23 protein-coding genes are annotated in these 23840 nt (G+C 58.3%); 8 read left to right on the forward strand and 15 right to left on the reverse strand.

Annotated features, from left to right (window positions below):
• Positions 1-15 precede the first annotated feature (15 nt).
• From J3362_RS14765 to J3362_RS14775, 3 genes are read left to right on the forward strand one after another with little or no spacing between them, the layout of a single operon-like run.
• Positions 16-864: an Mrp/NBP35 family ATP-binding protein gene (locus J3362_RS14765; RefSeq protein WP_349520667.1), complete on the forward strand. Its 849-nt coding sequence runs from the start codon at positions 16-18 to the stop codon at positions 862-864.
• Positions 861-1565: a biotin/lipoate--protein ligase family protein gene (locus tag J3362_RS14770; protein ID WP_349520668.1), complete on the forward strand. Its 705-nt coding sequence runs from the start codon at positions 861-863 to the stop codon at positions 1563-1565. Before J3362_RS14765 ends, J3362_RS14770 begins: the two co-directional genes overlap by 4 nt.
• On the forward strand, positions 1562-2038 hold the full coding sequence (locus J3362_RS14775; RefSeq protein WP_014579234.1) for a DUF6505 family protein: 477 nt from the start codon (positions 1562-1564) through the stop codon (positions 2036-2038). Before J3362_RS14770 ends, J3362_RS14775 begins: the two co-directional genes overlap by 4 nt.
• On the opposite strand, the gene J3362_RS14780 is transcribed toward J3362_RS14775, so the two are convergent.
• The 7 genes from J3362_RS14780 to J3362_RS14810 form a co-directional block, all read right to left on the reverse strand.
• Entirely contained in the window at positions 2039-3286 is a 1248-nt protein-coding gene (locus J3362_RS14780; RefSeq protein ID WP_349520671.1) for a molybdopterin-binding protein, read from the reverse strand.
• 26 nt (positions 3287-3312) lie between these two features.
• Positions 3313-3804, reverse strand: a complete 492-nt coding sequence (gene mobB, locus J3362_RS14785; protein WP_349520672.1) for a molybdopterin-guanine dinucleotide biosynthesis protein B — start codon at positions 3802-3804, stop codon at positions 3313-3315.
• Positions 3801-4388: a molybdenum cofactor guanylyltransferase MobA gene (mobA, locus tag J3362_RS14790; protein ID WP_349520674.1), complete on the reverse strand. Its 588-nt coding sequence runs from the start codon at positions 4386-4388 to the stop codon at positions 3801-3803. Before mobA ends, mobB begins: the two co-directional genes overlap by 4 nt.
• Before the next feature lie 12 nt (positions 4389-4400).
• Positions 4401-5270 (reverse strand): formate dehydrogenase accessory sulfurtransferase FdhD, encoded by an 870-nt coding sequence (locus tag J3362_RS14795; protein WP_349520676.1) that lies wholly within the window; start codon positions 5268-5270, stop codon positions 4401-4403.
• 186 nt (positions 5271-5456) lie between these two features.
• Entirely contained in the window at positions 5457-6263 is an 807-nt protein-coding gene (locus J3362_RS14800; RefSeq protein ID WP_349520677.1) for an ABC transporter substrate-binding protein, read from the reverse strand.
• Positions 6264-6332: 69 nt separating this feature from the next.
• Positions 6333-7076 carry an ATP-binding cassette domain-containing protein gene (locus J3362_RS14805; protein WP_349520678.1) on the reverse strand — a complete coding sequence of 248 codons (744 nt, stop codon included), beginning with the start codon at positions 7074-7076 and terminating at the stop codon, positions 6333-6335.
• Complete coding sequence (locus J3362_RS14810) at positions 7073-7771, reverse strand: ABC transporter permease (protein WP_349520680.1); 699 nt, start codon at positions 7769-7771, stop codon at positions 7073-7075. Before J3362_RS14810 ends, J3362_RS14805 begins: the two co-directional genes overlap by 4 nt.
• Positions 7772-7888: 117 nt before the next feature.
• On the opposite strand from J3362_RS14810, the gene J3362_RS14815 reads away from it, so the two are divergent.
• Both J3362_RS14815 and J3362_RS14820 read left to right on the forward strand, forming a co-directional pair.
• Positions 7889-8773, forward strand: a complete 885-nt coding sequence (locus J3362_RS14815) for a substrate-binding domain-containing protein (protein WP_041645993.1) — start codon at positions 7889-7891, stop codon at positions 8771-8773.
• Positions 8774-8811: 38 nt separating this feature from the next.
• Positions 8812-9942, forward strand: a complete 1131-nt coding sequence (locus tag J3362_RS14820) for a putative sulfate/molybdate transporter (protein WP_349520682.1) — start codon at positions 8812-8814, stop codon at positions 9940-9942.
• A gap of 10 nt (positions 9943-9952) precedes the next feature.
• On the opposite strand, the gene J3362_RS14825 is transcribed toward J3362_RS14820, so the two are convergent.
• A complete protein-coding gene (locus J3362_RS14825; protein WP_349520684.1) occupies positions 9953-11635 on the reverse strand; it encodes an FAD-binding oxidoreductase in 1683 nt (560 codons plus the stop codon).
• A 151-nt stretch (positions 11636-11786) separates the two neighbouring features.
• Between J3362_RS14825 and J3362_RS14830 the strand changes: the two genes are divergently transcribed.
• A complete protein-coding gene (locus tag J3362_RS14830) occupies positions 11787-12179 on the forward strand; it encodes a glutaredoxin family protein (protein ID WP_349520686.1) in 393 nt (130 codons plus the stop codon).
• Between the two features lie 41 nt (positions 12180-12220).
• Here the strand turns inward: J3362_RS14830 and J3362_RS14835 are convergent, their stop codons facing one another.
• The 6 genes from J3362_RS14835 to J3362_RS14860 all read right to left on the reverse strand — a co-directional run bounded on the left by J3362_RS14835 (position 12221) and on the right by J3362_RS14860 (position 18327).
• The gene (locus tag J3362_RS14835) at positions 12221-12691 is read right to left on the reverse strand and encodes a MarR family winged helix-turn-helix transcriptional regulator (RefSeq protein ID WP_041646481.1); all 471 of its coding nucleotides are present in this window, start codon (positions 12689-12691) and stop codon (positions 12221-12223) included.
• A gap of 83 nt (positions 12692-12774) precedes the next feature.
• Positions 12775-13914, reverse strand: a complete 1140-nt coding sequence (aliB, locus tag J3362_RS14840; RefSeq protein ID WP_349520688.1) for a cyclohexanecarboxyl-CoA dehydrogenase — start codon at positions 13912-13914, stop codon at positions 12775-12777.
• Positions 13915-13938: 24 nt separating this feature from the next.
• Complete coding sequence (locus J3362_RS14845; RefSeq protein ID WP_349520689.1) at positions 13939-14721, reverse strand: enoyl-CoA hydratase-related protein; 783 nt, start codon at positions 14719-14721, stop codon at positions 13939-13941.
• 32 nt (positions 14722-14753) lie between these two features.
• A complete protein-coding gene (locus tag J3362_RS14850) occupies positions 14754-15521 on the reverse strand; it encodes an SDR family NAD(P)-dependent oxidoreductase (RefSeq protein WP_349520690.1) in 768 nt (255 codons plus the stop codon).
• Between the two features lie 35 nt (positions 15522-15556).
• Complete coding sequence (locus J3362_RS14855; protein WP_349520691.1) at positions 15557-17221, reverse strand: AMP-binding protein; 1665 nt, start codon at positions 17219-17221, stop codon at positions 15557-15559.
• 209 nt (positions 17222-17430) lie between these two features.
• Positions 17431-18327, reverse strand: coding sequence for a LysR family transcriptional regulator (locus J3362_RS14860; protein WP_349520692.1), 897 nt, complete (start codon positions 18325-18327; stop codon positions 17431-17433).
• Positions 18328-18471: 144 nt separating this feature from the next.
• Between J3362_RS14860 and J3362_RS14865 the strand changes: the two genes are divergently transcribed.
• Both J3362_RS14865 and J3362_RS14870 read left to right on the forward strand, forming a co-directional pair.
• On the forward strand, positions 18472-20448 hold the full coding sequence (locus tag J3362_RS14865; RefSeq protein WP_349520694.1) for an alkyl/aryl-sulfatase: 1977 nt from the start codon (positions 18472-18474) through the stop codon (positions 20446-20448).
• Positions 20445-22073 (forward strand): GMC family oxidoreductase, encoded by a 1629-nt coding sequence (locus J3362_RS14870; RefSeq protein WP_349520696.1) that lies wholly within the window; start codon positions 20445-20447, stop codon positions 22071-22073. The genes J3362_RS14865 and J3362_RS14870 overlap by 4 nt, the downstream gene beginning before the upstream one ends.
• Positions 22074-22258: 185 nt before the next feature.
• Here J3362_RS14870 and J3362_RS14875 read toward each other — a convergent pair whose 3' ends face one another.
• Complete coding sequence (locus tag J3362_RS14875; RefSeq protein ID WP_349520697.1) at positions 22259-23830, reverse strand: EAL domain-containing protein; 1572 nt, start codon at positions 23828-23830, stop codon at positions 22259-22261.
• Between the last annotated feature and the right edge of the window lie 10 nt (positions 23831-23840).

The following is a 23840-nucleotide window of genomic DNA, read 5'->3' on the forward strand; positions in this document are numbered from 1 at the left end:
ACAACAGGACACACCATGGTTGAGTACACCGAAGTAGGAAAAAATCCGAATCTGATCGGTACTGACGCTCCGAGGCCTCAGGACAAGAACCCGAGGGGCGTGGATCGCATTATTGCCATTGCGTCGGGCAAGGGCGGCGTTGGTAAATCGACCGTGTCGTCCAACCTGGCTGTGGCCCTGGCCTCGAAAGGGCTGAAGGTCGGCTTGCTGGACGCTGACGTCTATGGCCCGAGCCAGCCCCGCATGCTGGGGGTTTCCGGTCGTCCGTCCAGCCCGGATGGAAGCACCATCCTGCCGCTGAGAAATCACGGGGTAACGCTGATGTCCCTGGGCCTGATGGCACCGGAGGACGAAGCTATCGTCTGGCGCGGGCCGATGTTGATGGGCGCCTTGCAGCAGATGATGAACCAGGTTGAATGGGGCCGGCTGGACGTGCTGCTGGTGGATCTTCCTCCGGGCACCGGTGATGTCCAGATGACCCTGAGCCAGAAGTTCTTCGTGGCGGGTGCGGTCATTGTCTCGACACCGCAGGATATCGCTTTGATGGATGCTCGCAAGGGTATTGATATGTTCAAGCGAATGGACGTTCCGCTGTTCGGGCTGATCGAAAATATGGCTTCGTTTGTCTGCGATGGCTGTGGCAAGGAACACCACCCGTTTGGGCACGGCGGCGCCCGGGCCGAGGCGGAGAAACTGGGTTCGCCCTTCCTGGGAGAGATTCCCCTGGATCTCGATATCCGGGTGGGATCGGACGGCGGTGTTCCGATTGTGGTCTCGAAGCCTGACAGCCCTCAGGCCCAGGCTTTCCAGCGCATCGCCGATGAAATTATCGCCTCTGACGTCTACGCCCGGGCCATCCAATGATCGAATCACCCCAGTTCCCGCCGTTACTTACGGGAGAAGTGGTGCCCAGACACACAGACCCGTTTGATAAAGCCGTCAGCCGGGCCGTCGCGGGTGTCGATTCCGGCACGGTGTTCTACTCCGAGCAAGACGACACCCTGCGCGCAGCCCTGGTCCTGGCGCCGGAAACACCGCTTGAAGAGGCTATTCAGGCAGTCTATGTGGCCCAGATTGGCCTTGCCGAGAGTCTGGGTGCGCTGGCCCCGCCCGAAGTGCCGGTGCATTTTCAGTGGCCCGATCGCATCAAGGTAAACGGTGCGCTCTGTGGCAGCGTCCGTTTCGCATCGGATGTGTCCGATCCCAAGGCCTACCCCAACTGGCTGGTGATTGGAATTGAGGTGCCGTTTATTCCGAAGACGGACCAGCCGGGAGAAAATCCGGATGAGACCTGTCTGTATGAAGAAGGCTGCATCGAAATCACACCCATGGCCCTGCTGGAAAGCTGGTCGAAGCACACGTTGCTGTGGCTGACCTACTTCCTGGACAGCGGCTTTGAGCGGGTACACAACGAGTGGCGGCCGAGATGCGACACTCTGGGCAAAATGATTGAACTGCCCAGACCAGGCACCTTCGTTGGCCTGGATGAAAAAGGCCGGATGCTGTTGCGTCAGGATGTCATGACCGAGACACTGAGTTTGATCGAATTCGCGGAGCACGTATGAAACTGGCCCGAACCCTTCAGCTGGATATTTCCGACGAAAACGTCTTTGAAAAGCCTGCACCCAGCGGTGAGTGGGCGATTTCCGGTGGCTTCGAGTTTTCCAACTGGACCGAGGGAGACCTGAAAGGCAAAGCTCGTCAGGCATTCAGTAACGGTTGGTACAGCATTGAATCAGGCGGGCGCGCCAGTTTCGTGGGGGTCTGCAACATTACCGAACCGGAACTGGAGCATGTTCGCCGGACTCTCGCGCAGACCTTTGTTGACCATTACGGCGCGCCGGATATCGACGCGGCCTACCCGGTTGCCTGTGAGGAAATCGACCAGATGCGCAGCATGTGCGAGGATTTCGAGGACAACACACTGTTGATGGTCAGCCGCACCCTGACCGAGCTGGGTGTCGAGGAAACCTACCGTTCGCGGGGGCCTCAGGATGCCTCACTGGAAGCCTTTGCGGTTCACGGCAGCGTGGACTGACTACAGACCGAAGCTGCCGTAAGGAATAAACCGCACGGGAGTGCCCGGCTCAATCTGCTGGGCGCTTTCATCCAGTTCCACCAGCCCCTCGGACCAGGCCAGGCCGGTCACCCGGCCGGAGCCTTCCGAACCGAACACATCTACCTGTCCATCCCGAACCCGTGCCCGCAGCATCTCGCTGCGCCCGGGCTTTTTGTTTTTCGAAAAATTCGCCGGCATCACGTAGGCCTGGGGTTCGAACCATTCACCGCCTGCAAGTAATGCCATTGCCGGGGCACCAAAACGCAGGGCACAGACCCAGGCGGCGACCGGATTGCCCGGCAGGCCCACCACGGGCGTGCCCTGGAACATCGCGAGGGCCAGCGGGCGGCCCGGTTTGATGGCAATGCGCCAATTGCTGATGTCGCCGTGGGCTTTCAGGGTTTTCGACACGTGATCTTCGTCCCCGGCCGATACGCCGCCGCTGGTGAGGATCAGATCGCACTTTTGCGCCCCTGTTTCCAGCGCCGATTTGACCTCGTCAGCCCGATCGAGTGCATGGCCAAGGTCCACCAGCTCGTAGCCCAGTTGCGAAACCAGGGCGCTGAGCATCGGCCGGTTGGCGTCGTAGATCTGCCAATCAGTGACCGTGGCGCCCACCGGTTTTACCTCATCGCCAGTGGACAGAACGCCAACCCGCAGCTTCTGGTAGACGTCGACCGACTCCACCCCAACGCTGGCGAGTACGGAAATCTGCGTGGGTGTCAGGCGAGTTCCTGCGATCAGGATTCGATCCTGGGCCTGGATGTCTTCACCGGCTTTGCGGGCATTGGCGCCCGCTTTCAGAGTGCCGTTCAGGTACAGCTGGCCATCCCGGACTTCGCAGTCTTCTTCGAGGACCACTGTGTCTGTCCCGGATGGAATGACTGCGCCGGTAAGAATCCGGATCGCATGTCCCTCGGGAACCTGGCCTTTGAAAGGCTCGCCGGCGGCACTGCGACCATCTACCAGTGGCAGGGTGCAGGGAACATCCGTTACAGGGCCCGCCAGTGCATAGCCGTCGACTGCCGAGTTGTTGCTTGGTGGGTGCGCACGGGGAGCGTAGACGTCGTTTGCCAGGATACGGCCGTTTACCCGCGACAGCGGAACGGCGTGTTCAGTCTCCACCACAGGGTGCAACCGTGAACGCAAACGCTCAAGGGCCTCTTTAACCGGAGTCCAGTTGACGCCAGGGGGCAGGGCAAAGCAGTCGTTGCGAAGCGGCTTCATGGATCTTCGGCTCCTGGTTATGCCGTTCAGGCTTGCTGACGGTTCAGAATAAAATCAGCGATGGCGGGGATGTCGTTTATGTCGAAAACGGGCCCCGAGAATTCGGCAGCGTAGTCCGACGCCACAGCAACAATGCTCGGGTCCTCGGTGAACAGCGGTGACCTCGAACCCTCTCGTCTATGCACCTCAATCTTGGCGTGGGTGTGGGTCTTGAATCCCTCCACCACGACCCAGTCACAGGGGCTCAGTCGTGCCAGCAATTCATCCAGCGTCGGCTCCGCCGCCCCCCGGAGTTCGTGCATGATGGCGAAGCGCTGACCGCCAGCGAGGATGACCTCCCGGGCGCCGGCGTCACGATGCTTGTAGCTGTCTGTTCCGGGTTGGTCCACATCCACCATGTGGTGGGCGTGCTTGATCGAATTGACCGTTAACCCCCGGCTGGACAGCTCACGAATCAGGGCCGAGGCCAGTGTGGTTTTTCCGGAGTTTTTCCAACCTACGATGCCGATAACGTTCACTTCAGATTCTGCTCCGCCCAGGCCAGATCTTCCGGCGTATTGATGTTAAAAAAGTCGCCCTCGTTGAACACCACCAGGGTTTCGCCCTGGGCCTGAGTCCACTGGCGGATCTTGCGAACCCCATCGTTCAGGGCCGCCCGGAGGTTGTGGCGCAAGGATACCTGCCAGCGACCAAAAGTGGGTTGCGGCAGTCGGCCCCGCTCCGGGTCGGGCGTGGCTGCCAGTACCACGGGGGTGTCATGCCCGGCCAGTCTTGCGGCCAGGTCCCGGGGAAAGGAGGGGGTATCCGCGGCAACGCTGATCAGCCAGTCATGGCCCTGCTCGGCCGCCCAGTCCATGCCGGCGAGAACACCGGCCAGCGGGCCGGGAAAGCCCTCAATGGAGTCTGCGACCACCGGCAAACCCAGATCGTCAAACCGGTGTATATCGCCGTTGGCATTCAGCACCACCGCATCGACCTGCGGTGTGATTCGCTCAATAACCCGCTGGATCAATGACTGGTCGCCGAGCATAAGCCGGCCTTTGTCGCCGCCGCCCATCCGGTTTGCCTGGCCGCCGGCCAGGATGACTGCGCAATCGGTCACGCCGTGCCTCCGTCAATCATGCTTAGCCCCTTTTCGACGCAGCTTTTTGTCTTCATCGGGTACCTGCGAGAGGTCCTGATCGAATACCAGGCGGTGTTGGCCGCTCAGGCAGGTGAATTTTTTGCCCCGCATCCGGCCGATCAGGGTCAACCCGACTTGCCGGGCAATGTCGACGCCCCAGGCGGTAAAGCCGGAGCGGCTGATCAGCGTGGGAATGCCCATGAGCGATGTCTTGATCACCATTTCCGAGGTGAGTCGCCCGGTGGTGTAAAGCACTTTATCGGCCGCGGGAATATTGTTCAGGTGCATCCAGCCGGCAATCTTGTCCACGGCATTGTGGCGCCCGACATCCTCCATGTAGGCCAGGATCTTCTGGCCCTGGCACAGCGCGGTGCCGTGGATGGCGCCGGTCTCCATGTATAGGCTGGGTGTGTGGTTGATCTGGTAGGAAAGGTTGTAAAAGGTGCTGGTGTGTACCGGGGTGTCTGGCAGAGACAGCCCTTCCAGTCCCGCCATCATGTCGCCGAAGACCGTGCCCACCGCGCATCCGGAGGTGCGGGTTTTCTTTTCCAGCTTGTCCTCAACATCAGTAACGCTGGAGGTTCGAACCACGGCAACCTCAAGTTCCTCATCAAAATCGATCCCGGTGACTTCATCGGTCTCTTTCAGCATGCCCTGGTTGAGCAGGAAGCCGAGGGCCAGGTACTCGGGGTGATCGCCAATGGTCATCGCCGTGACGATCTCCTGGCTGTTCAGGTAGATGGTCAGTGGGCGCTCTTCGATCACGCTGATCGATTTGGCCTCGCCGTTTTCGTCCACACCCTCTACTGGCCGGGAAAGCCGGGGATCTTCGGGATCTGGAAGTATTGGATCAATCGTCATTTTTGTTATGGCCGTTTCATGAATGCCGCAGAATGGAAGTTGTACGGAGATTGCCAGAGATTAGCTTATTTGGCATTCGGGAAAAACAGCTGCTTTCATCCAATAAAAAACCCCGGCATGGCCGGGGTTTTCGCTTGGGGTAGAACCGGGTCAGGCCGGGGGCCTCAGAACTTTGCCCGTTTTGTCTTATTGGGCGTTCGGGAAGAACAGTTGCTGCCCGTCTACCTTGAAGTCGGCAATTGCCTTTTGTCCATCGTCGGAAAGCAGCCAGTTATGCCATTTTGCAGCCATCTCATGCTTGAGATGCGGGTGCTTCTCTTCAGAGAGCAGCAGGCTGCCGTACTGGTTGAACAGCACTTTGTCACCTTCGAAGAGCAGCTTCAGGTTCTGGCGGTTTTCAAATGCGACCCAGGTTGCGCGGTCTGACATCACATAGGCATCCATGGCGGCGGCAGTGTTGAGGGTGGGCCCCATGCCGCTGCCCAGTTCGCGATACCAGCTGCCGCCCGGTTCAACACCGGCACTTTCCCACAGGCGAAGTTCTGCACGGTTGGTGCCGCTGTCATCGCCACGTGAGGCAAACGGTGCCTCTGCTTCGGCAATGGCAGACAGCGCTTCAGCGGCGGTTTTCGCTTCGCTGATGTTGGCCGGATCATCGGCAGGTCCAATCAACACAAAGTCGTTGTACATCACGTCGGCCCGCTCTGTGGCGTAGCCGTTCTCAACAAAACGTTTTTCGCCGGCGGTGTCGTGCACCAGAAGGCTGTCGGCATCACCACGGCGGGCGATTTCAAAGGCCTGGCCGGTACCAACGGCGACAACGCGCACTTCGATGCCAGTGGCGTCCTCGAACTTTGGCAGGATCGAATCAAACAGGCCCGAGTTCTCGGTGGAGGTTGTCGAGGCCAGCGTTATGTAGTCTTCGGCGTGGGCGCTGAAGGCCAGGCTCATAGTGGTGACGGCTGCAAGAACCAGATTAAGGGTCTTTTTCATCTTGTTATCTCCATCTTGGGTTTCATTCATCGGGTGAGCATTGGATTGGTGGGTTTTTATGGTGGCGCATCAGGCGACAAGTTCGCCGGAAATAAAAGCTTGTGCCTGGCGTGACACCGGCGTTTCAAAAAACACGTCCGCAGGCGTGTGCTCCTGTACCTGGCCACCAGAGAGAAACAGCACGTCGCCGGCCAGTCGCCGGGCCTGGTGGAGATCGTGAGTGGTCATTACGACGCGGGTACCCTGCTTGTGAAATTCCTGCACGGCGAGTTCCACGGCCTTAATCGCGGCAGGATCCAGTGCGGAGGTGGGTTCATCCAGAAACAGCACTGCCGGTGAAAGCGACCAGGCACGTGCCAGTGCCAGGCGTTGTTTCTCCCCACCGGACAGCACCCGCGCAGGCGTGTCGGCGCAGGAGGAGAGACCAAACCGGGCCAGGGCTTCGAGAGCCAGCTCTGTGCGCAGCTTGCGTGGCACGTTGTTGACCGCCAGTGCGTGCCTGAGGTTGGCCAGTGCCGAACGGCGCAAAAGGATTGGCGTCTGGAAAACCATAGCCTGGCGGGGTGCACTTGCGCCTGACCAGCTCACGGCGCCCTCCGTCGGTGTGAGCAGGCCGTGCGCCAGTCGCAGCATCAGGCTCTTGCCGGCGCCATTGGGGCCCATTACCAGCGTGGGGCCGGGCCCATCAAGCGTGAACGAACAGGGACCAAAAAGCCGGTGCCCGAACGGGTTGAACTCAACGCTTTCAAAACGCAGCGAAGGTGGTGCGCTGAGCTCGATCGAATTGTTGAGAGGCACGTTCAACGAAGTCATCCCATGCGCCTTTTTGCCATTTCACTCAGAACGTAGGCCGTTGCGTTGATGGCCATAACCAGGGTCAGGAGCACAATGCCCAGACCCAGCGCCAGGGGCAGGGCGCCCTTGCTTGTTTCCAGCACGATGGCTGTGGTCATGACCCGCGTTACGCCATCAATGTTGCCGCCAACCATCATCACGGCGCCTACTTCGGCGCTGGCCCGCCCGAACCCTGCGAGCAGAACGGTCAGCAGGGCGAAGCGGGCATCCCACAGCAGGGTGGGCATCATGCGCGCCCTGGACATGCCCAGGGAGACAAACTGTTCCCGGTATTCACCAAGCAACTCCTCCACTTTTTGCCGGGAAAGCGCAGCGAGAATGGGCAATACCAGAATCACCTGCGCAATCACCATGGCGCCGGGCGTGAACAGAAGCCCCAGCTCCCCGAGAGGCCCGGCCCGCGACAGCAGAAGGTAAACGCCGAGCCCGGCCACAACCGGAGGTAGTCCCATGAGCGCATTCAGCGCCACAATCACCCCGCCGCGCCCGGGGAACTGCCATAGCGCGACTGCCGCACCGAGCGGAAAACCCAGCGTTGCCGCTATCAGGACTGCCAGAAGCGAAACCTGCAGCGAAAGCACCACGATCTGGTACAGCGAGGCGTCGAGATTCACCAGTAGCGACAGCGCTACGTAAAACGCATTATCTTCCACAGCAGCGTCTCCTTAGTGTTGAGCATCGTGGCGTTTTTAACTACGCTTTGCACAGCCTGCTGAAAAATATGCAGCTAAAAACAGTCTGATGCTTTGCCCGAGCCGCCGGAGAAACCGATGTCCCTCCCCGCTTACCTCACTACGGCCGAGGCCGCCGAGTATCTGCGCCTGAAAGAACGCAAGGTCTACGACCTGGTCAGCCAGGGTGTCATTCCCTGTGTGCGAATTACCGGAAAGCTATTGTTCCCGCGCCAGCGTATTGATCTGTGGCTGATGAACCATCTGGAAGGGGACGACGCGATCAGTGCACCGACCCCTCCGGTACTAGTGGGAAGTCAGGACCCGCTGCTCGAATGGGCGGTAAAGGAAAGCAACGCAGAGCTGGCCATGTTGTGCCAGGGAAGCGGTGATGGGGTGCAGCGGCTGGTCGATGGCCGGGCCATGCTCGCGGGTATGCATATCTGGCACGCCGAGAGCGAGCGTTACAATGATCCGGCAACCCTGGGTTTGACCGGGATGCGAGACCTGGTGCTGATTCGTTGGGCCAAACGTCAGCAGGGCCTGCTCCTGGCGCCTGGCAATCCTCACAAACTGACACAACTGGAGGATATCGCGCGGCCCGGTCTTCGCCTCGCCCATCGACAGCCGGATGCCGGCGTCAGTCACCTGTTGCAGAGCCTGCTTGCCCGCCATCGTATCGAGGGCAGTCAGCTGACCTGGGCCGAGCATCCTTCGCTCAGCGAGGATGATCTGGCCCTGGCCATTCGCCAGGGGGAGGCAGATGTGGGCATAGGTATAGAAGCGGCGGCAAGGCGCCAGGGCCTGGCGTTCATTCCGCTGCAGCAGGAGCATTTTGACCTGGCCATGCGCCGTCGCCATTACTTCGAACCGGCCATGCAGCGATTGCTGGCTTTTGCCCGCAGTGAACGATTTGTTCAGCGAGCGGAGGCATTGGGTGGTTATAATATCAGTGAGCTTGGAAACGTTGTGTACAACGCCTGAGCAAAAATAATAAACAGGCAGATCAAGCAGGGGCCTGCATGGGGTCAATCGGAAACAGAACTGTCAAAGAGTTCAGCGGCGCTTTGGGTGACATTGGTACCCTGCTGCCACTGAGCCTCGGTGCCATTGGCGTGGCCGGTCTGGCGCCGGTACCGGTTCTGCTGGGCTTTGCCCTCTTCTATATCGCCACCGGTCTGTATTATCGACTGCCGGTGCCTGTGCAACCCATGAAAGCGGTGGCCGCGCTTCTTCTTACCACCCAGGTCAGCGCCCAGAGCCTCGTTGCCAGTGGTGTTCTGATCGGCGCGATTCTTCTGATTCTTGGTTCAACCGGGTGGATCAACCGGGCTGCACGCCTGGTACCGGGGTCGGTGTTGAGCGGCCTGCAGTTGGGGCTGGGGTTGTTGTTGGCCAGCATGAGCCTGGAACTGATGACCACCTCTTTGCCGTTGGGGCTCCTGGTCCTTGCGTTGCTGGCCGTCACCCTGAAACTTTTCCCCAGTTGGCCTGCGGCATTGCTTGGTCTTGCCGTGGCGATGATTCTCGGGGCGCTGCTGGGCTCCCCCGGGCTACCGCTGCCGGTCGATCCGGCGATTTTCTCGATGCCGGCGCTGCCTTCAATGGATGACTGGCAGCAGGGATTTTCCATCCTGGTGCTGCCACAACTGGCGCTGACCATCACCAATGCGATCGTTCTGACGGCCCTAGTGGTCGAGGATTATTTCGGCGACCAGTCCCGGGTCTCGCCTGCGCGTCTTTCCGTTACAACCGGCCTGGCCAACCTGTGCCTGGTTCCGTTCGGTGCCTTGCCCATGTGTCATGGCGCTGGCGGTGTTGCGGCACACTATCGCTTTGGTGCCCGCACGGGCCTTGCGCCGGTCCTGCTGGGCGTGGGTTTGCTTCTGGTGGCAATCGTACCCGGCGGGCTGTCGTTTATCGCTGCTGTACCCGCGGCCGGTCTCGGCGCCCTGCTCATGGTCGCAGCTGTCGAGCTTGGCCTCACCAGGCGTCTCTGGACCGCGAAACCATCCTGCTGGCCGGTGATCGGAATCACCGCATTGATCACCTTCTGGGCCGACCCGTTTTTCGGATTCCTGGCCGGGGTGGCGGCGGAGACGTTCCGGACTGCCTGGTTGCGGGGACGATTCAACGGTGTGCATCAGGACTGAGAGAGTTGCCTCAGTCTCCCAATACCCCCCGAATGCCAATGTTTTTATCCTGCGGATCAAACAAAGCGCCCGGATTCAGGATGCCCTGAGGATCCAGGAAGTGCTTGCCCGCCGCCAGGGTCTGACGAAACAGCGGTGATGTCTGTTGCTCATAGCCAAAGCGATGATCCCGGCCAACGGCGTGGTGATGTGTAACGGTAGCGCCATGCTCGGCCAGCACTTCCATGGAGATGCGCTTGAGCTGTTTCCACTTTTCCAGGGCTTTGCCCAGATCGCCGGTGGTGTCGCCCACGCAATAAAAAGTGAAATAGGGTGCTGGACCGTCCGGGTAAACGTGAGTAAAACGGCAGGAAAATGAAAACGGACGTTGCGTGATCTCCCGAAGCGCGGTCTCCATGGTGGATTTTACCGCCTTGTAGAGCTCCGGGAACTTGTCCCAGGTAATCGCGGTTTCGAAGGTGTCGGCAATCATGCCCATGGCTGTCAGGCGGTTACGCCAGTAGGGCATGCGAATAAAGGCATTACGCCACGACTCGGCCTCGCTGGCCCCTTTCTCTGAGTGATCCGGGTTATAGGTAATGCCATCTTTTTGCAGAACGCCGCCATGCTCCTCGGCAATAGCAACGGCCCTTTCGATTTTCTGGTCTTGGGGATGGTCTGCCGATTCGAAGCCAAGAACCAGAACGGCGCAAGGCCTGTCAGCAATCCGGTTGATGATCACTTCGGCTTCATCGAGCAGGCGGCAGTTGGATGGAAACAAGCCCGATTGCGCAATTTGCCGGACCGCATCGACGCCTTTCATGAAACTGTCAAACCGCACCGAGGCCGTGGCTCTCCAGGTGGGACGGTGCTGCAGACGCATGGTTGCCTCGGTAATGATGCCCAGGGTGCCCTCCGAACCACAGACCATGCGATCTGCCGAGGGACCGGCGCCTGAGCCGGGCAAGGCCCGGGTCTCGATAATGCCTCTGGGCGTGATCAGCCTGGTTGCTTCCACCATGTCTTCAATGTGGGTGTAAACGGTCGCAAAGTGCCCGCCCGCCCGTGTGGCGAGCATGCCTCCCAGGCTCACAAAGGGAAAGCTCTGCGGATAGTGGCGCAGCGTCAATCCGTGCTGTTTTAACTGCCGCTCAAGATCCGGGCCTTTGATGCCAGCCTGAATCCGTGCGCGGCGGCTGACCGGATCGATCTCGAGAATCCGGTCCAGGTTCTCCATATCAACGCTGATGGTCGCCCGGTAGCTGTCGCCAACATCGGGCTCGACGCCGCCACAGACGCTGGTGCCGCCACCAAAGGGGATGAGTGCAATGTTGTTTGCGGCCGCGTAGCTGAACAGTTGCTGGATGTCGTCTTCGGTTTTGGGAAAGGCAACGGCGTCGGGCGGATTATGCACTTGCCGCATCAGCATCCGGGCCATATCGGCGTAGGACTTTCCGTAGCTGTGCACCAGACGGTCGTAGGATGTCGTGGAAATAATGTCTGACAGGTAATCGGGAATCGTTGGTAATCGGGATGCGGGAAGCTCGAAGTCTTCAACCGCTGGTGGCTCAATCTCCACCAGACCTTCCGGTACAAACATTTTTGTGACCGTTTCGATCATGGCATGTTCGTCCGGGTGCAGATCCTCGTCCTCATAGCCCCAGCCCCAGAACCGCAGGGGTTTGCGAAGTGACTTGGTGCCGGATTCAGGCATCTGGTTCTCCATCTGTGAAGGGGCTGCCCCGTTACTCTGAACACTTCATCCTTTGAAATGATATCCTCGTACACCACTATCAGGCACGCAAATAAATCCTGAATGCCGCTACCCTTCAGGCCACCTTTAATGAGGAGTTCGAGCCTTACCCATGAAAGTTATTATTCGTTATTTTTTCCGCACCCTGCGTCTGGTACTGACGCCCTTTATGCTACTCAGCGAAAAGCTCAGCACGCCAGAAAGCGTGAATCGAAGCGCTGAAGAGCAGGCCCGTGTCGATGAAGCCAGCAAGGATCTCGCCCTTTACCAGTTCAAGGCTTGCCCGTTCTGTATCAAGGTAAGAAAGGAAATTGCCAGGTTGGGTCTCAACATCGAAACCCGCGACGCCCAGCATGACCCGGAGCATCGTGCGGCGTTGGAAGCCGGTGGTGGTTGTGTCAAAGTGCCCTGCCTGAAGATTCGGCATGAGGATGGCAGTGAGCGGTGGTTATACGAGTCTGGTGAGATCAAGGCATGGTTGCAGGAGCGGTTTGAGCCGGCCTGAGCGCGTTGATTGATGGAGTGGGCCTGGTCAGCCACTCAGCATCATTTCTCCGGAATGGTCGACTCCAGTGAAATGTCGATAAGCTCATGCTGAAGCTTTTTCAGAAGGTGAAGCAGGCTGACACCGTCATCAAAGCTCATCCCTTGCATGGCCTGTCTGTAGAACTCGGCAATCGAGTCTTGCAGCCGGTCCCAGAAAAGCCTGCCAGACTCGGTCAGAACGACCAGTCTGGCTCGGCGATCCTGAGGGTCCGGTATCCGGACGACATGCCCGTCCCGTTCCATTCGTTTGAGCACGCCGTCGAGGTTTTGTCGACTGACGTAGAGGTACTCTTTCAGTTGATTGAATGATGTGCCGTCTTCGAAGCCTTCTCGCGACAGTGCGCCAAGAACCGCCCATTGCACGGCGCTGATGCCCATTTCATTCTGGACCTGGCGCTGGAGAATGTTTCCGGTCTGGAACAGGCGGAAAAACAGGCGGTTGGGTATGCCTCCGGATTCGTTGACGATCATCTATACTCCTGTAATGCCCTGCTGGCGGCTGAACCGGTGAGGGCGGTTTTCGGCGTCCTGAATCACGGAAGGCATGGGACGCGTCACTTTGGCAGGTATTCGCGGGCGATAATGTTTTTCATGATCTGCGCGGTACCGTCACCTATCTGAAGGCCCAGAACATCCCGCAACCGTTGGGCGAAAGGCAGATCCTCACCCCACCCGGTATGGCCATGGGCCAGCAAGCACTGTTTGACCACATCGAAGGCGAGCTTTGGCCCCCACCACTTGTTCATGGCTGCTTCTGCGTTGTGGGGCCGATTGTTGTCCTTGAGCCAGAGCGCATGGTAGCACTGCATGCGGGCCGCATGAACATAGGTCTGGTATTCGGCCAGCGGGTGGGTCAGACCCTGGAACGCAGACAGGTTCTGGCCGAAGGCGGTACGCTCGGTCAGCCACTGCCAGGTTTCATCCAGGGACTGCTGGGCCACCGCCAGGCATTGCAGGCCGATCAGGGCGCGGCTGTAATCGAAGCCCTGCATCACCTGTTTGAAGCCTTTGCCCTCGTCGCCCATCATCTGGCTGGCGTGAACGTCCACGTTATCGAAGAAGATTGAGCCGCGGCCGATAGCGCGCTGGCCGTTGTCTTCGAAGCGGGTTGTGGTGATGCCCGGGCTGTCCATCGGAACCAGAAACGCGCTGATGCCGGAAGCGCGCTGTTCCACCGTCCCGGTGCGGGCAAACACCACCGCCACATCGGCCTGGTCAGCCATGGAGATGGAGGTTTTTTCGCCGTTGAGCACGTAAACGTCGCCCTTTTTCTCCGCTTTCAAGCGCAGGTTTGCAGCATCTGAGCCCCCGTGGGGTTCGGTCAAGGCAATGCAGGCTACTTTTTGGCCGGTGGTCATTCCGTGCAGCCATTCCTTCGCCAGATCCGGCGCTGCGTGACTGGCAATGATCTGGCCGTTCAGGGACGTCAGCAGGGGAATATAGCCAACGTTGAAATCCCCTTTTGAGATCTCCTCGATGATGAGGCCGCTGGTGACACAGTCCATGCCGCTGCCACCGAATTCCTCCGGCAGTTCGCCGCCAAGCAGGCCCATTTCGCCAAGCTGGCGGATGACAGCCTTTTCGATAACGCCTTCCTGGTCCCGCTTGCGATAGCCCGGGGCCAGAACCTCGGCGCTGAAGCGGGCCACGACCTCGCGAATCGCGTTCTGTTCTTCATTAAATCCGAAATTCATGGTGTTCTCCGGGCTATCTGGTCGTTATTTGTAGTACTTGCGGAATTCCGGCTTGCGCTTTTCCTTGAAGGCTTTAACGCCTTCCTTGGACTCTTCAGTGTCGTAGTACAGACTCAGTGCCTGCATGCCGAGGGCGCCGATGCCGGCAATGTTGTCGCTGTCCGCATTGAAAGAGCGTTTGGCGATGGAAATGGCGGTTGGGCTTTTTTCAAGGATTTCCTCGCACCATTTTTGTACTTCCTCGTCCAGTTGCTCCGGCGGTACTACGGCGTTGACCAGGCCCCAGTCCAGCGCCTGCTGGGCGGAGTATTTCCGGCACAGGTACCAGATTTCCCGGGCCCTCTTCTCACCCACGACCCTGGCGAGGTAAGCGGTACCGAAACCGGGATCCACCGAGCCCACCTTGGGGCCGACCTGGCCGAAGATGGCAGTTTCGGAGGCAATGCTCAGATCACAGATCACGTGCAGCACGTGGCCGCCGCCGATAGCGAAGCCGTTGACCCGGGCGATCACCGGTTTCGGCACTTCGCGGATGGTGCGTTGTAGCTCTTCCACCGGCAGGCCGATCAGGCCACGGCCGTCGTACTGGCCTTCGTGAGCGCCCTGGTCACCGCCGGTGCAGAAGGCTTTTTCACCAGCGCCGGTGAACACGATTACACCGATGTCCTTGTTCCAGCCGGCGCGGTTGAAAGCGTCCAGCAGCTCCATGCAGGTCTGGCCTCGGAAGGCGTTGTAACGGTCCGGCCTATTAATGGTAATGGTGGCGACGCCGTTGTTTTCGTCGTACAGGATGTCTTCGTAAGTCATGGTCCGTTCTCCTGAATCGTTTGACTGTTTGCTCAGCCGGCCATGGTCAGGCCGCCGGATACGCTGATCACCTGGCCAGTGATGAAGTTGGCATCGTCACTGGCGAGCAGGGCGATGAGGCCAGGGTAGTCCTCCGGTTGGGCCAGGCGCTTCATGGGCACCGCGTTGCGGAAGGCTTCCAGCAACTTCTCCGGATTTGGGGCGGTTTCTGCCACGCCCTTGAGCAGGGCGGTGTCGGTGGGGCCGGGGCAGACCACGTTCAGGCACACATTCTTGGTGGCCAGCTCCCGCGCCACGGTCTTGCTGAAGCCCACCAGGCCGGCCTTGCAGGCGGCGTAGACGGATTCGCCGGAAGAGCCGACCCGGGCTGCATCGGAGGCGATGTTGATGACCTTGCCACCGCCGGCGACAATCATCTTCGGCAGTACCACATGATGCATGTTCAGCGCGCCGGTGAGGTTCACTGCGATGAGCTGGTCCCACAATTTTGGTTCGGTTTTCAGGAATGGCATAAAGCGGTCGAAACCGGCGTTGTTGACCAGCACGGTGGGTACGCCCAGATCGCTTTCGATGGCGGCCACGGTGTCAGTGATCATGGCGTAATCGGTGATGTCGGCGGCGTAAGCTTTTGCCTGGCCTCCAGCTTCGGTAATCAGGTCCGCCGTGGCCTGGGCGGTGCTCTCGTCTCGGTCCAGCACCGCCACGAGGCTGCCTTCCTCAGCAAAGCGCAGGCACACGGCGCGACCAATGCCGCCCCCGCCACCGGTCACGATGACTGTTTTTCCCTCGAGGCCTCTCATGATGACTTGCTCCTGTTGTTGTCAGATCAATGGGATTAATGGTGTTTGTTCGGTTCCAGGCGAACGTTTCTGGCCTGCTCGCGCAGTTTGAATTTCTGGATCTTTCCGGAGGCCGTGCGAGGCATGGCCTCGATCACTTCCAGGTATTCAGGCAGGTAGTTTTTGGACAGTTGCTGCTCGGTCAGGTAGGTCTTCACCTGTTCCAGGGTCAGGTCGGTGGCGTTCTCATCCAGGGTGACATAGGCGCACAGGCGCTCACCCAGGCGTTCGTCCGGGCAACCAACCAGGGCGACATCGACAATGCCCGGGAACTTGTAGAGCAGGTTCTCTACCTCCACTACGGGAATGTTTTCGCCGCCTCGAATCACCACGTCCTTGGTTCGGCCGGTGATGCGGATGTAGCCGTCTTGATCCATTCGAGCGAGGTCGCCGGTGTTGAACCAGCCGGATTCGTCTACGCCATAGAGTTCGGGGCGCTTGAGATAACCGACAAACAGGCTGGAGCCGCGAACCAGCAGGCTGCCTTCTTCACCGGCAGGCAGTTTGTTGCCCTGGAAATCAGTGACCTTCACTTCCATGAAGGGCATGGCCTTTCCGTCGGACTGGCTGGCCCGCTCGGCCGGATCCTCCGGGCAGGTCATGGTGACAGCGCCGTTTTCGGTCATGCCCCAGGCGGAGACGATCTTTGCCTTCAGTACCTTGCCGGCCTGTTCAACCACAGCGCTGGGGATCGGTGCGCCGGCGGAGACGAAGATCCTGAGAGAGTGCAGCTCACCCTCGTGCTTTGGCGCGGTCTTTACCAGATCGGCCAGGAACGGAGTGGCGGCCATGGTGAAGGCCGGCTTTTCGGCGCCAATCACCTTGCAGACATAATCCGCGTCCCAGATGTCCTGCAGGATGGCAGTGGTGCCCAAATAGACGGGCATCATGATGCCGTACATGAAGCCCGTCTGATGGGCCAGGGGGGAGGCCATCAGTACCTTGTCATCCGAAGTCAGGTGCAAGCGGTCGGCGTAGGGTCGAACATTGGAAAACAGGGTGTTGGAGGTATGCATTACGCCTTTGGGCTCGCCGGTGGTGCCAGAGGTGTAGAGGATCTGGATCGCATCATCAGCGTTGAGTTGGCGTTCCGAGAACAGGGTCGTGATGTCCTGCTGTTCTTCCCAGGGCGTCTCCATCAGGCGTTGTTCGAAGCTGCGTTCACCTTCTCCGCCGATGACCAGCAGAGTTTCCAGGGCCGGCAACTCCCCGCGAATACCGTCAACCATCGCCTCGTAGTCAAAGTCCCGGAAGACCTTTGGAATCACCAGCAGTTTGGCTTCGCCATGCTTGAGCATAAAGCGGAGCTCCCGCTCACGGAAAATGGGCATGAGCGGATTCAGGATGGCGCCGATGCGCATGCAGGCCAGATGCAGGGCCGTGGTCTGCCACCAGTTTGGTAGCTGGCAGGCCACCACTTCCCCCTTTCTGATGCCCATAGCCGCCAGGCCCGCTGCCATGCGAGTGACTTTGTCATTGAGTTCCCGATAGGTGAGGGCGGTGCGGGTGTCGCTGGTGACCTGGTAACCGACGATGGCTTCCCTGTCCGGGGTGCTGGCGACCGCCTGGTCGAAGTAGTCGGTAATGATCTTGTCGTTCCACGCGCCGCTTTTGATCATCGCGGCACGGCGTTCCGGATTAAGAGTGATGCCTGTATCCATCTTTTTCACCTGTTCGTTCCGGTTTTTTGTTATTAAAAGGCCTGGCTGAAGCTGAAATCTGGTCCAGCCTCATTAGCTTCACAATACGCCTCGCCAAAATAATATGTCAACATGTTGCTTTAAAAGTGCAAAGCGATGGCCACTTCCTTTGCCAGTTATTCTCAGGTGTTCAATACGTTAGACAGGACGACGGATGCCGCGATGGTGGTTCATTGAAGATTTGCGAATTCCAGAATCAAGGCGCGCAATTTACCTGCCGCCGGTGAAAGCGGTCTCCCGCAGCGTTGCAAGACACCATAACGGGTCCGAAGAGTTTCAATCCCGGTTACAGAAACGGTTGTCACCTTTCCGCTTTCAAGCAAGTCAGCCACGATCGGTCTGGGCGCAATACTGACGGCCTTGCTGCCGGTAACAATGGCCGCGAGCATGGCAATATTGTCGCATTCTATTCTCCGTTTAAGCCCGCCTTGTTGCGCGCTCATGGCCTGGATATTCCGTTCCATATCTTCAGGAACACGGGTCATGGCCAGGGGGTAATCGAGCAAATCGCCCCAAACGACCCCTTTTTTCCGAGCCAACGGGTGATCATGACGACAAAACACAACAACCTCGGGCTGCGGCAAATGGGTAATGTCCAGGTCCGGATCGCCAGACAATTCGCCGGTGTCGGCCACAAACAGCTCTATCTCATGATCCAGCAGCGCAAGGCGTAAGTCCTGCCAGTTATCTGTTCGAATGTTGAGGCGGATTCCCGGGTATTGATCCACAAACCGGGCACAGACCTTATCCATCAGGGCCAGCGCCGGATAGGGGCCAGTTCCGATACTCAATTCGCCTGTCTCAAGCTCGTCGATGGCCTCGACTTCCTGCCTTAAAGATTCTGCCGCGGCCAGCAGGCCCCGGACATGAGGTAGAGCGGCCCGCCCATGCGCGGTTAAAACCACTCCGAAGCGCCCCCGATCGAACAGTCTTGCCCCGAGTTGGCGTTCCAGTTCCTGGATGCTGCGGCTTAACGCCGGTTGAGACAGGTGCACGACCTCAGAGGCGCGAGCAAAACTGCCGCACTCAACCAACGCCATGAAGTGCCGGATGTGTCGTGTGTCCATGGCACTATATCTATGCGTTTTGCGCATGTTAAGTCAAGAAACATTGCATTGGATGAACGGAACACCTCGCTTCAAACTGCAGTTACGTGGCGCACGATTCAAAACCAACAAAACCCAGGTGCCGCCAAAAAGAGGAGATTCCGCATGCTACCCCTATTCAAGAAGGCCATGCTGGCAGCGTTAGGTGCCGGTTTACTGTTCCCGGCGATCGCTCAGGCCGAAACCTCCAAGCCGGCAACTGCGGTGACAGCAAAGGTTAACGAGGCAGTCCTTAACGAGCTGCCGTTTGCTGACACGCGATCATTTGAGGATGCGCGTCGTGGTTTCGTGGGTGCGCTGCCGAATGGTCGGGTAGTGGACGAAGAGGGGCATGTGGCCTGGGACATGGAGCCCTACGCCTTTCTTAATGGTGATTCAGCGCCGGATTCCGTTAACCCAAGCCTGTGGCGCATGGCGCAGTTGAATGCGATCCATGGGCTGTTCGAGGTGGTGGATGGCATGTACCAGGTCCGCAACATGGACCTGTCCAATATGACCATCATCGAAGGCGACAGCGGCCTGATCGTTATTGATCCCCTGCTTACGCCCGCCACGGCCCGCGCCGGTCTGGAACTCTATTACCAGCACCGAAGCAAGAAGCCCGTTGTGGCCGTGCTTTATACACACAACCATGCGGATCATTTCGGGGGTGTGAAAGGTGTGGTTAATGAGGAGGATGTTCGGGCCGGGAAGGTGCGGATCTATGCTCCGGAGGGGTTCATGGAGCATGCCATTGCAGAGAACGTGATCGCCGGCAATGCGATGACCCGTCGTGCCACCTACCAGTTTGGCGCCGGCTTGCCTCCAGGGGTTAGAGGCCATGTTGACACCGGACTTGGCAAGGCATTGGGTAGTGGCGGGCTCAGCCTCATTGCACCTACGGATACGGTACCTGACAACGCCAACCTGACCATTGATGGCATTGAGATTGAGTTCCAGATGGCCCACGGCACCGAAGCCGAATCTGAGATGATGATGTATTTCCCCCAATTCAGGGTGCTCAACACCGCCGAGATCACCAGCCAACACCTGCATAACATCTACACCATCCGCGGAGCCGCGATTCGGGACGCCAATTCCTGGTCCAAATTTATCGATAAGGTGCTGGTTCGCTTCGCCGATCGCGCGGAGATTCTGGTGGCGCAGCATCACTGGCCGATCTGGAACCCGGAAGACATCACGCATTTTCTGGAAGTTCAAAGGGACCTGTACAAGCATATCCATGATCAGACGGTTCGTATGATGAACCGTGGCATGTTGCCCGGGGATATTGCTGAAAACCTGCAGTTGCCTGAAAGCCTGAACCAGGAATGGTCAGCGCGCGGTTATTACGGAACCGTCAGCCACAATGCCCGCGGTGTATATCAGCGCTACATGGGCTGGTATGACGCCAATCCCGCCAACCTAAACCCTTTGCCACCTCGTGAAGAATCGAGACGCACCATTAATTACATGGGCGGCGAGGCGGAAGTGCTCCGAAAGGCCCGTAAAGACTTTGCCGACGGCGACTATCGCTGGGTGGCATCAGTAATGCGACATCTCGTTTATGCCAACCCTGAAAACCGTGAAGCGCGCGAACTCGGGGCGGATGCTCTCGAGCAGCTTGGCTATCAGGCTGAGGCAGGCACCTGGCGTAGTGCCTACCTTGTTGGCGCGCACGAATTGCGCCACGGCGTGATTACACCGAAACATGTGGGGCTGCAGCCAGACTTGATGCAGGCGCTGGAAACCAGCATGTTTTTTGATGCCATGGGGGTCAGGATTGACCCGGAAAAAGCGGCCGGAAAGCACCTGGTGATCAACTGGTCCATCACCGACAAGAGCGAAGATTATCGGCTGAACCTCCAGAACGCCACGCTGACCCATCGGTCGGGTGAGCTGGACGAGCATGCCCACGCCAGCGTGAGTATGTCCCGAGCGGTTCTGGACAATATCCTCCTGCAAAAAACAAGTTTCCCGGAGGCGGTGCAGGCAGGCGATATCCAGGTTGAAGGATCAGTGGACGCCTTCTTTGGCCTGCTGCAAATGCTTGAGCAGCCGCCATCAAACTTCGCCATCATTGAACCGGTGGAGCAGCAATGATGAACGAGTGTTTCGATTACATCGTGGTGGGTGCCGGCTCCGCCGGCTGCGTACTGGCGGATCGGTTGTCAGCCGATGGTCGATATTCGGTTTGTGTGCTGGAGGCGGGGCCGGGCAGGGGTTCGTTCACCATCAGCACGCCCGGCGCCTTTGCCGCCCACATGTTTCTCAAAACCTACAACTGGGCATTCAACGCCAGGCCCGACCAGAAACTGCGCGGTGGTCAGCCTCTGTTTACCCCCAGGGGAAAAGGGCTGGGTGGCAGTTCGTCAATCAACGGCATGCTGTATGTGCGCGGCCAGAGAGAGGACTACGACGAGTGGCAGGCGCTTGGCAATGAAGGCTGGGGTTATCGTGATATGTTGCCCTACTTCATTAGATCGGAACACCACGAGACGCTGGCCGGATCTCCCTATCACGGCAAAGATGGCAACCTTTATATCAGTGCCCCGGAATCGGCCGAATACCCGATGTCTGAGGCTTTCGTGGACGCGGCCCGGCAGACCGGTTTTCCCTACAGCAGTGATTTTAACGGCGCCGAACAGGAAGGTGTGGGGTATTTCCATCTGAACATCAAAAACGGCCGCCGGTTTGGTGTCGCCGATGCCTACCTGAAGCCCGCGATGAGCCGCCAGAACCTCACCGTGCTTACCGAAGCGCGAGTCAAAAAACTGGTGCTTGAGGGGAATCGGGCCGTTGCAGTGGAGCTTCGCCACAAAGACAGCGACCTTGTCTTGAATGCGAACCGGGAGATCATCCTGAGTGGTGGAGCTATCAATTCACCACAGTTGCTTCAGCTTTCCGGCATCGGGGATCACGATGCGCTGGAAAGCCTCGGTATCCGGTGCCGGCACGAATTACCTGGAGTGGGCAAGAACCTCCAGGAGCACGTGGATGCCTGTGTGCTGGTCTCAAGCCGGAAAAACAACGGCTTCACGGCCTCGCTCGGGGGCCTGCTGAAAATAGTCCCGGATACCATCCGATACTTCCTCAGTAAACGGGGCAAGCTCGCTAAATCCATCACCGAGGCTGGCGGTTTTATCAAATCCAGTGACAGCGTTAATCGCCCGGATGTTCAGCTACATATGCTGCCGCTGCTGTTTGATGATAGCGGTCGGGACCTGAAACTCATGTCCAACCCCGGTTATTCAGTGCATGTCTGTGTGCTGCGGCCGGAGAGCTCAGGCTCCGTGACCATAACGTCGGCCGATCCGTTTGCGGCGCCGGAAATCGACTACAACTTCTTTGCCGATCCCGATGACTGCAAAGTCATGGTGGATGGTATCCGCCAGGCCCGCCGGATTCTCGCGGCGAAGGCCTTTGACGATTATCGGGGTGAGGAACTCCACCCGGGCGCAGATCGCCAGTCTGACGAGCAGATCATCGAAAAGGTGAAGGAAAAGGTGGGCCTGGTATACCACCCGGTGGGCACCTGCAAAATGGGTACTGACAGGATGGCGGTCGTGGACCCACAACTCAGGGTGCACGGGCTAGGGGGCCTCCGTGTGGTGGACGCGTCCATCATGCCACGGCTGATTAGCGGCAATACCAACGCGCCTACGATTGCCATTGCCGAAAAGGCTGCTGACATGATCCTCGAAGCGGCGGCAGGTTCCGACACCTGATCGAAAGGTTTATTCACTGGCATCAAGTGGCATCCACGGTCCGGTGGGCATTCTCCGTGTCATTTCACAGAGAACTGCGCCCAGCAGCTCAGATTACGAAGCGGATAGGAGGACGGGCAGGAGTGTCACTTATCGGTAGGCACAGGAAGTGCCCCAGCGTTTGCGAGCGTAAAAAACATCAAGGTTCAGACAAAGCGGTCCCAGGGAACAGCGTCCTCCTGGAACGGTCGGGCAATCAGGTAGCCCTGCACTTCATCGCTCCCGACTTTTTTGACTAATTTGAGCTGATCCTTTCTTTCAATATTCTTCAGAATAACGCGCACGTCCACTTCGCCAAGGCGTGCTTTGATTATTCTCAATTGATCCTGCTCGTGTGCTTCGCGGGCCTTCCAGGAAAGCAAACCTGCATCAACCTTGATGGCATCGAAGAAATCCACACCCGCGGGGTTAAAGAGATTGAAATGCTGAGAGCCATAGCCATCGATGACAATTTCAACGCCGAGTTTCCGGATGGCTGCAAGTGTCTCGGGGGAAGTTGCCAGTGCACGCTTGAATGCCGATTCGTCGATCTCTATTCCGAGTCTGGATGCCCTGATTCGACTGGTGGAGAGCCTTTGGCGCAGATGCATCAGCATTTCCTCCGAAAACAGCTCTCTTGTGCTCAGATTGATTGATACTGCGACATTTTTGCCCTTGTCGATTCGGGCCTCCATAAGCTGAATGACCTGATCGATCACCCATATATTGAACGGGAGTGACAAGCGGGTGTTTTCAATGAAAGCCAGGAATGATCTGGGGTACAGCGTTTTCCCGCCGCGATCCCAGCGAACCAGGGCTTCCATACCGGTGAAGCGCCCGGACATGGTGTCCAAACGTGGCTGGTATTCGAGAAACAGCTCCTGATTTTTCAGTGCCTTTCCGACATCATTGATGGTGACGCCTGCATCGTCAGATTTCCAAGACTGCCGAGTTTCAGTCGTTGAACTTTTCGAATCTGATGCTCCGGCCTGCTTCTCCCGTGCGGATTTTGAACCGGGCTGAAGCTGCCTGATATCTGCATCCAACAACAGGTCGGAGACATCTGAGCGATTGAAACCCTCCAGGAGCTCTTTAATTTCCTTCGCAGAGTACTTTTTGGATAGGACTGAAAAAATGAAATCTTCGTCAGTCACGGAATCCAGTTCTTTTGGGCCCTCGACGCGTTGGCTGACATGCCGGAAGAAATCCTCAAGCAACTGGGCCACAGTTTCTTTGCTGGTTATTTCAAGTAGGCTTTCAGCATTTTCAAACTTGATGAGGTATTTCTTTCGGTCCGGGTCGACGTCATACCCATCGTCGCTTGACGATGTTTGCAGCTGAACACTTTGTTCGCTCGACCCCAGGGCAGCATCAGAGTCTTGAGGTGCGAGGGTGTGCACCATTTTACGAAAGAGCCCAATAACGAGAGCGATGACGATCAGCCAGAACAGGTAGACGATGTCTGCGAACAGATGCTCGCTGCTCGTTCTCAGGTGGTACAAGATGCCGAAAGTAACGATGCTGGTTGCTACGCCAGACGCCATCCCCAGAATGGCCGAGGCCACCACAACAGGGGCCAGCAAATAGCTGATCAGAGCTACGCCGCTTTCGCTTGAAACGGAGAGCGCCCAAATAATCAAAAAGAACTGGCAGGCTGCCGCGAGTATGGTCAGGAGAATAACCCGATCCACTGACCATTTCTGGGTTGCAGCTGTGAGCGATATCAAAAAGCCGGTCATAAACTCGATC

The organism is Marinobacter sp. NFXS11, assembly GCF_040148675.1.
GTDB lineage: Bacteria > Pseudomonadota > Gammaproteobacteria > Pseudomonadales > Oleiphilaceae > Marinobacter.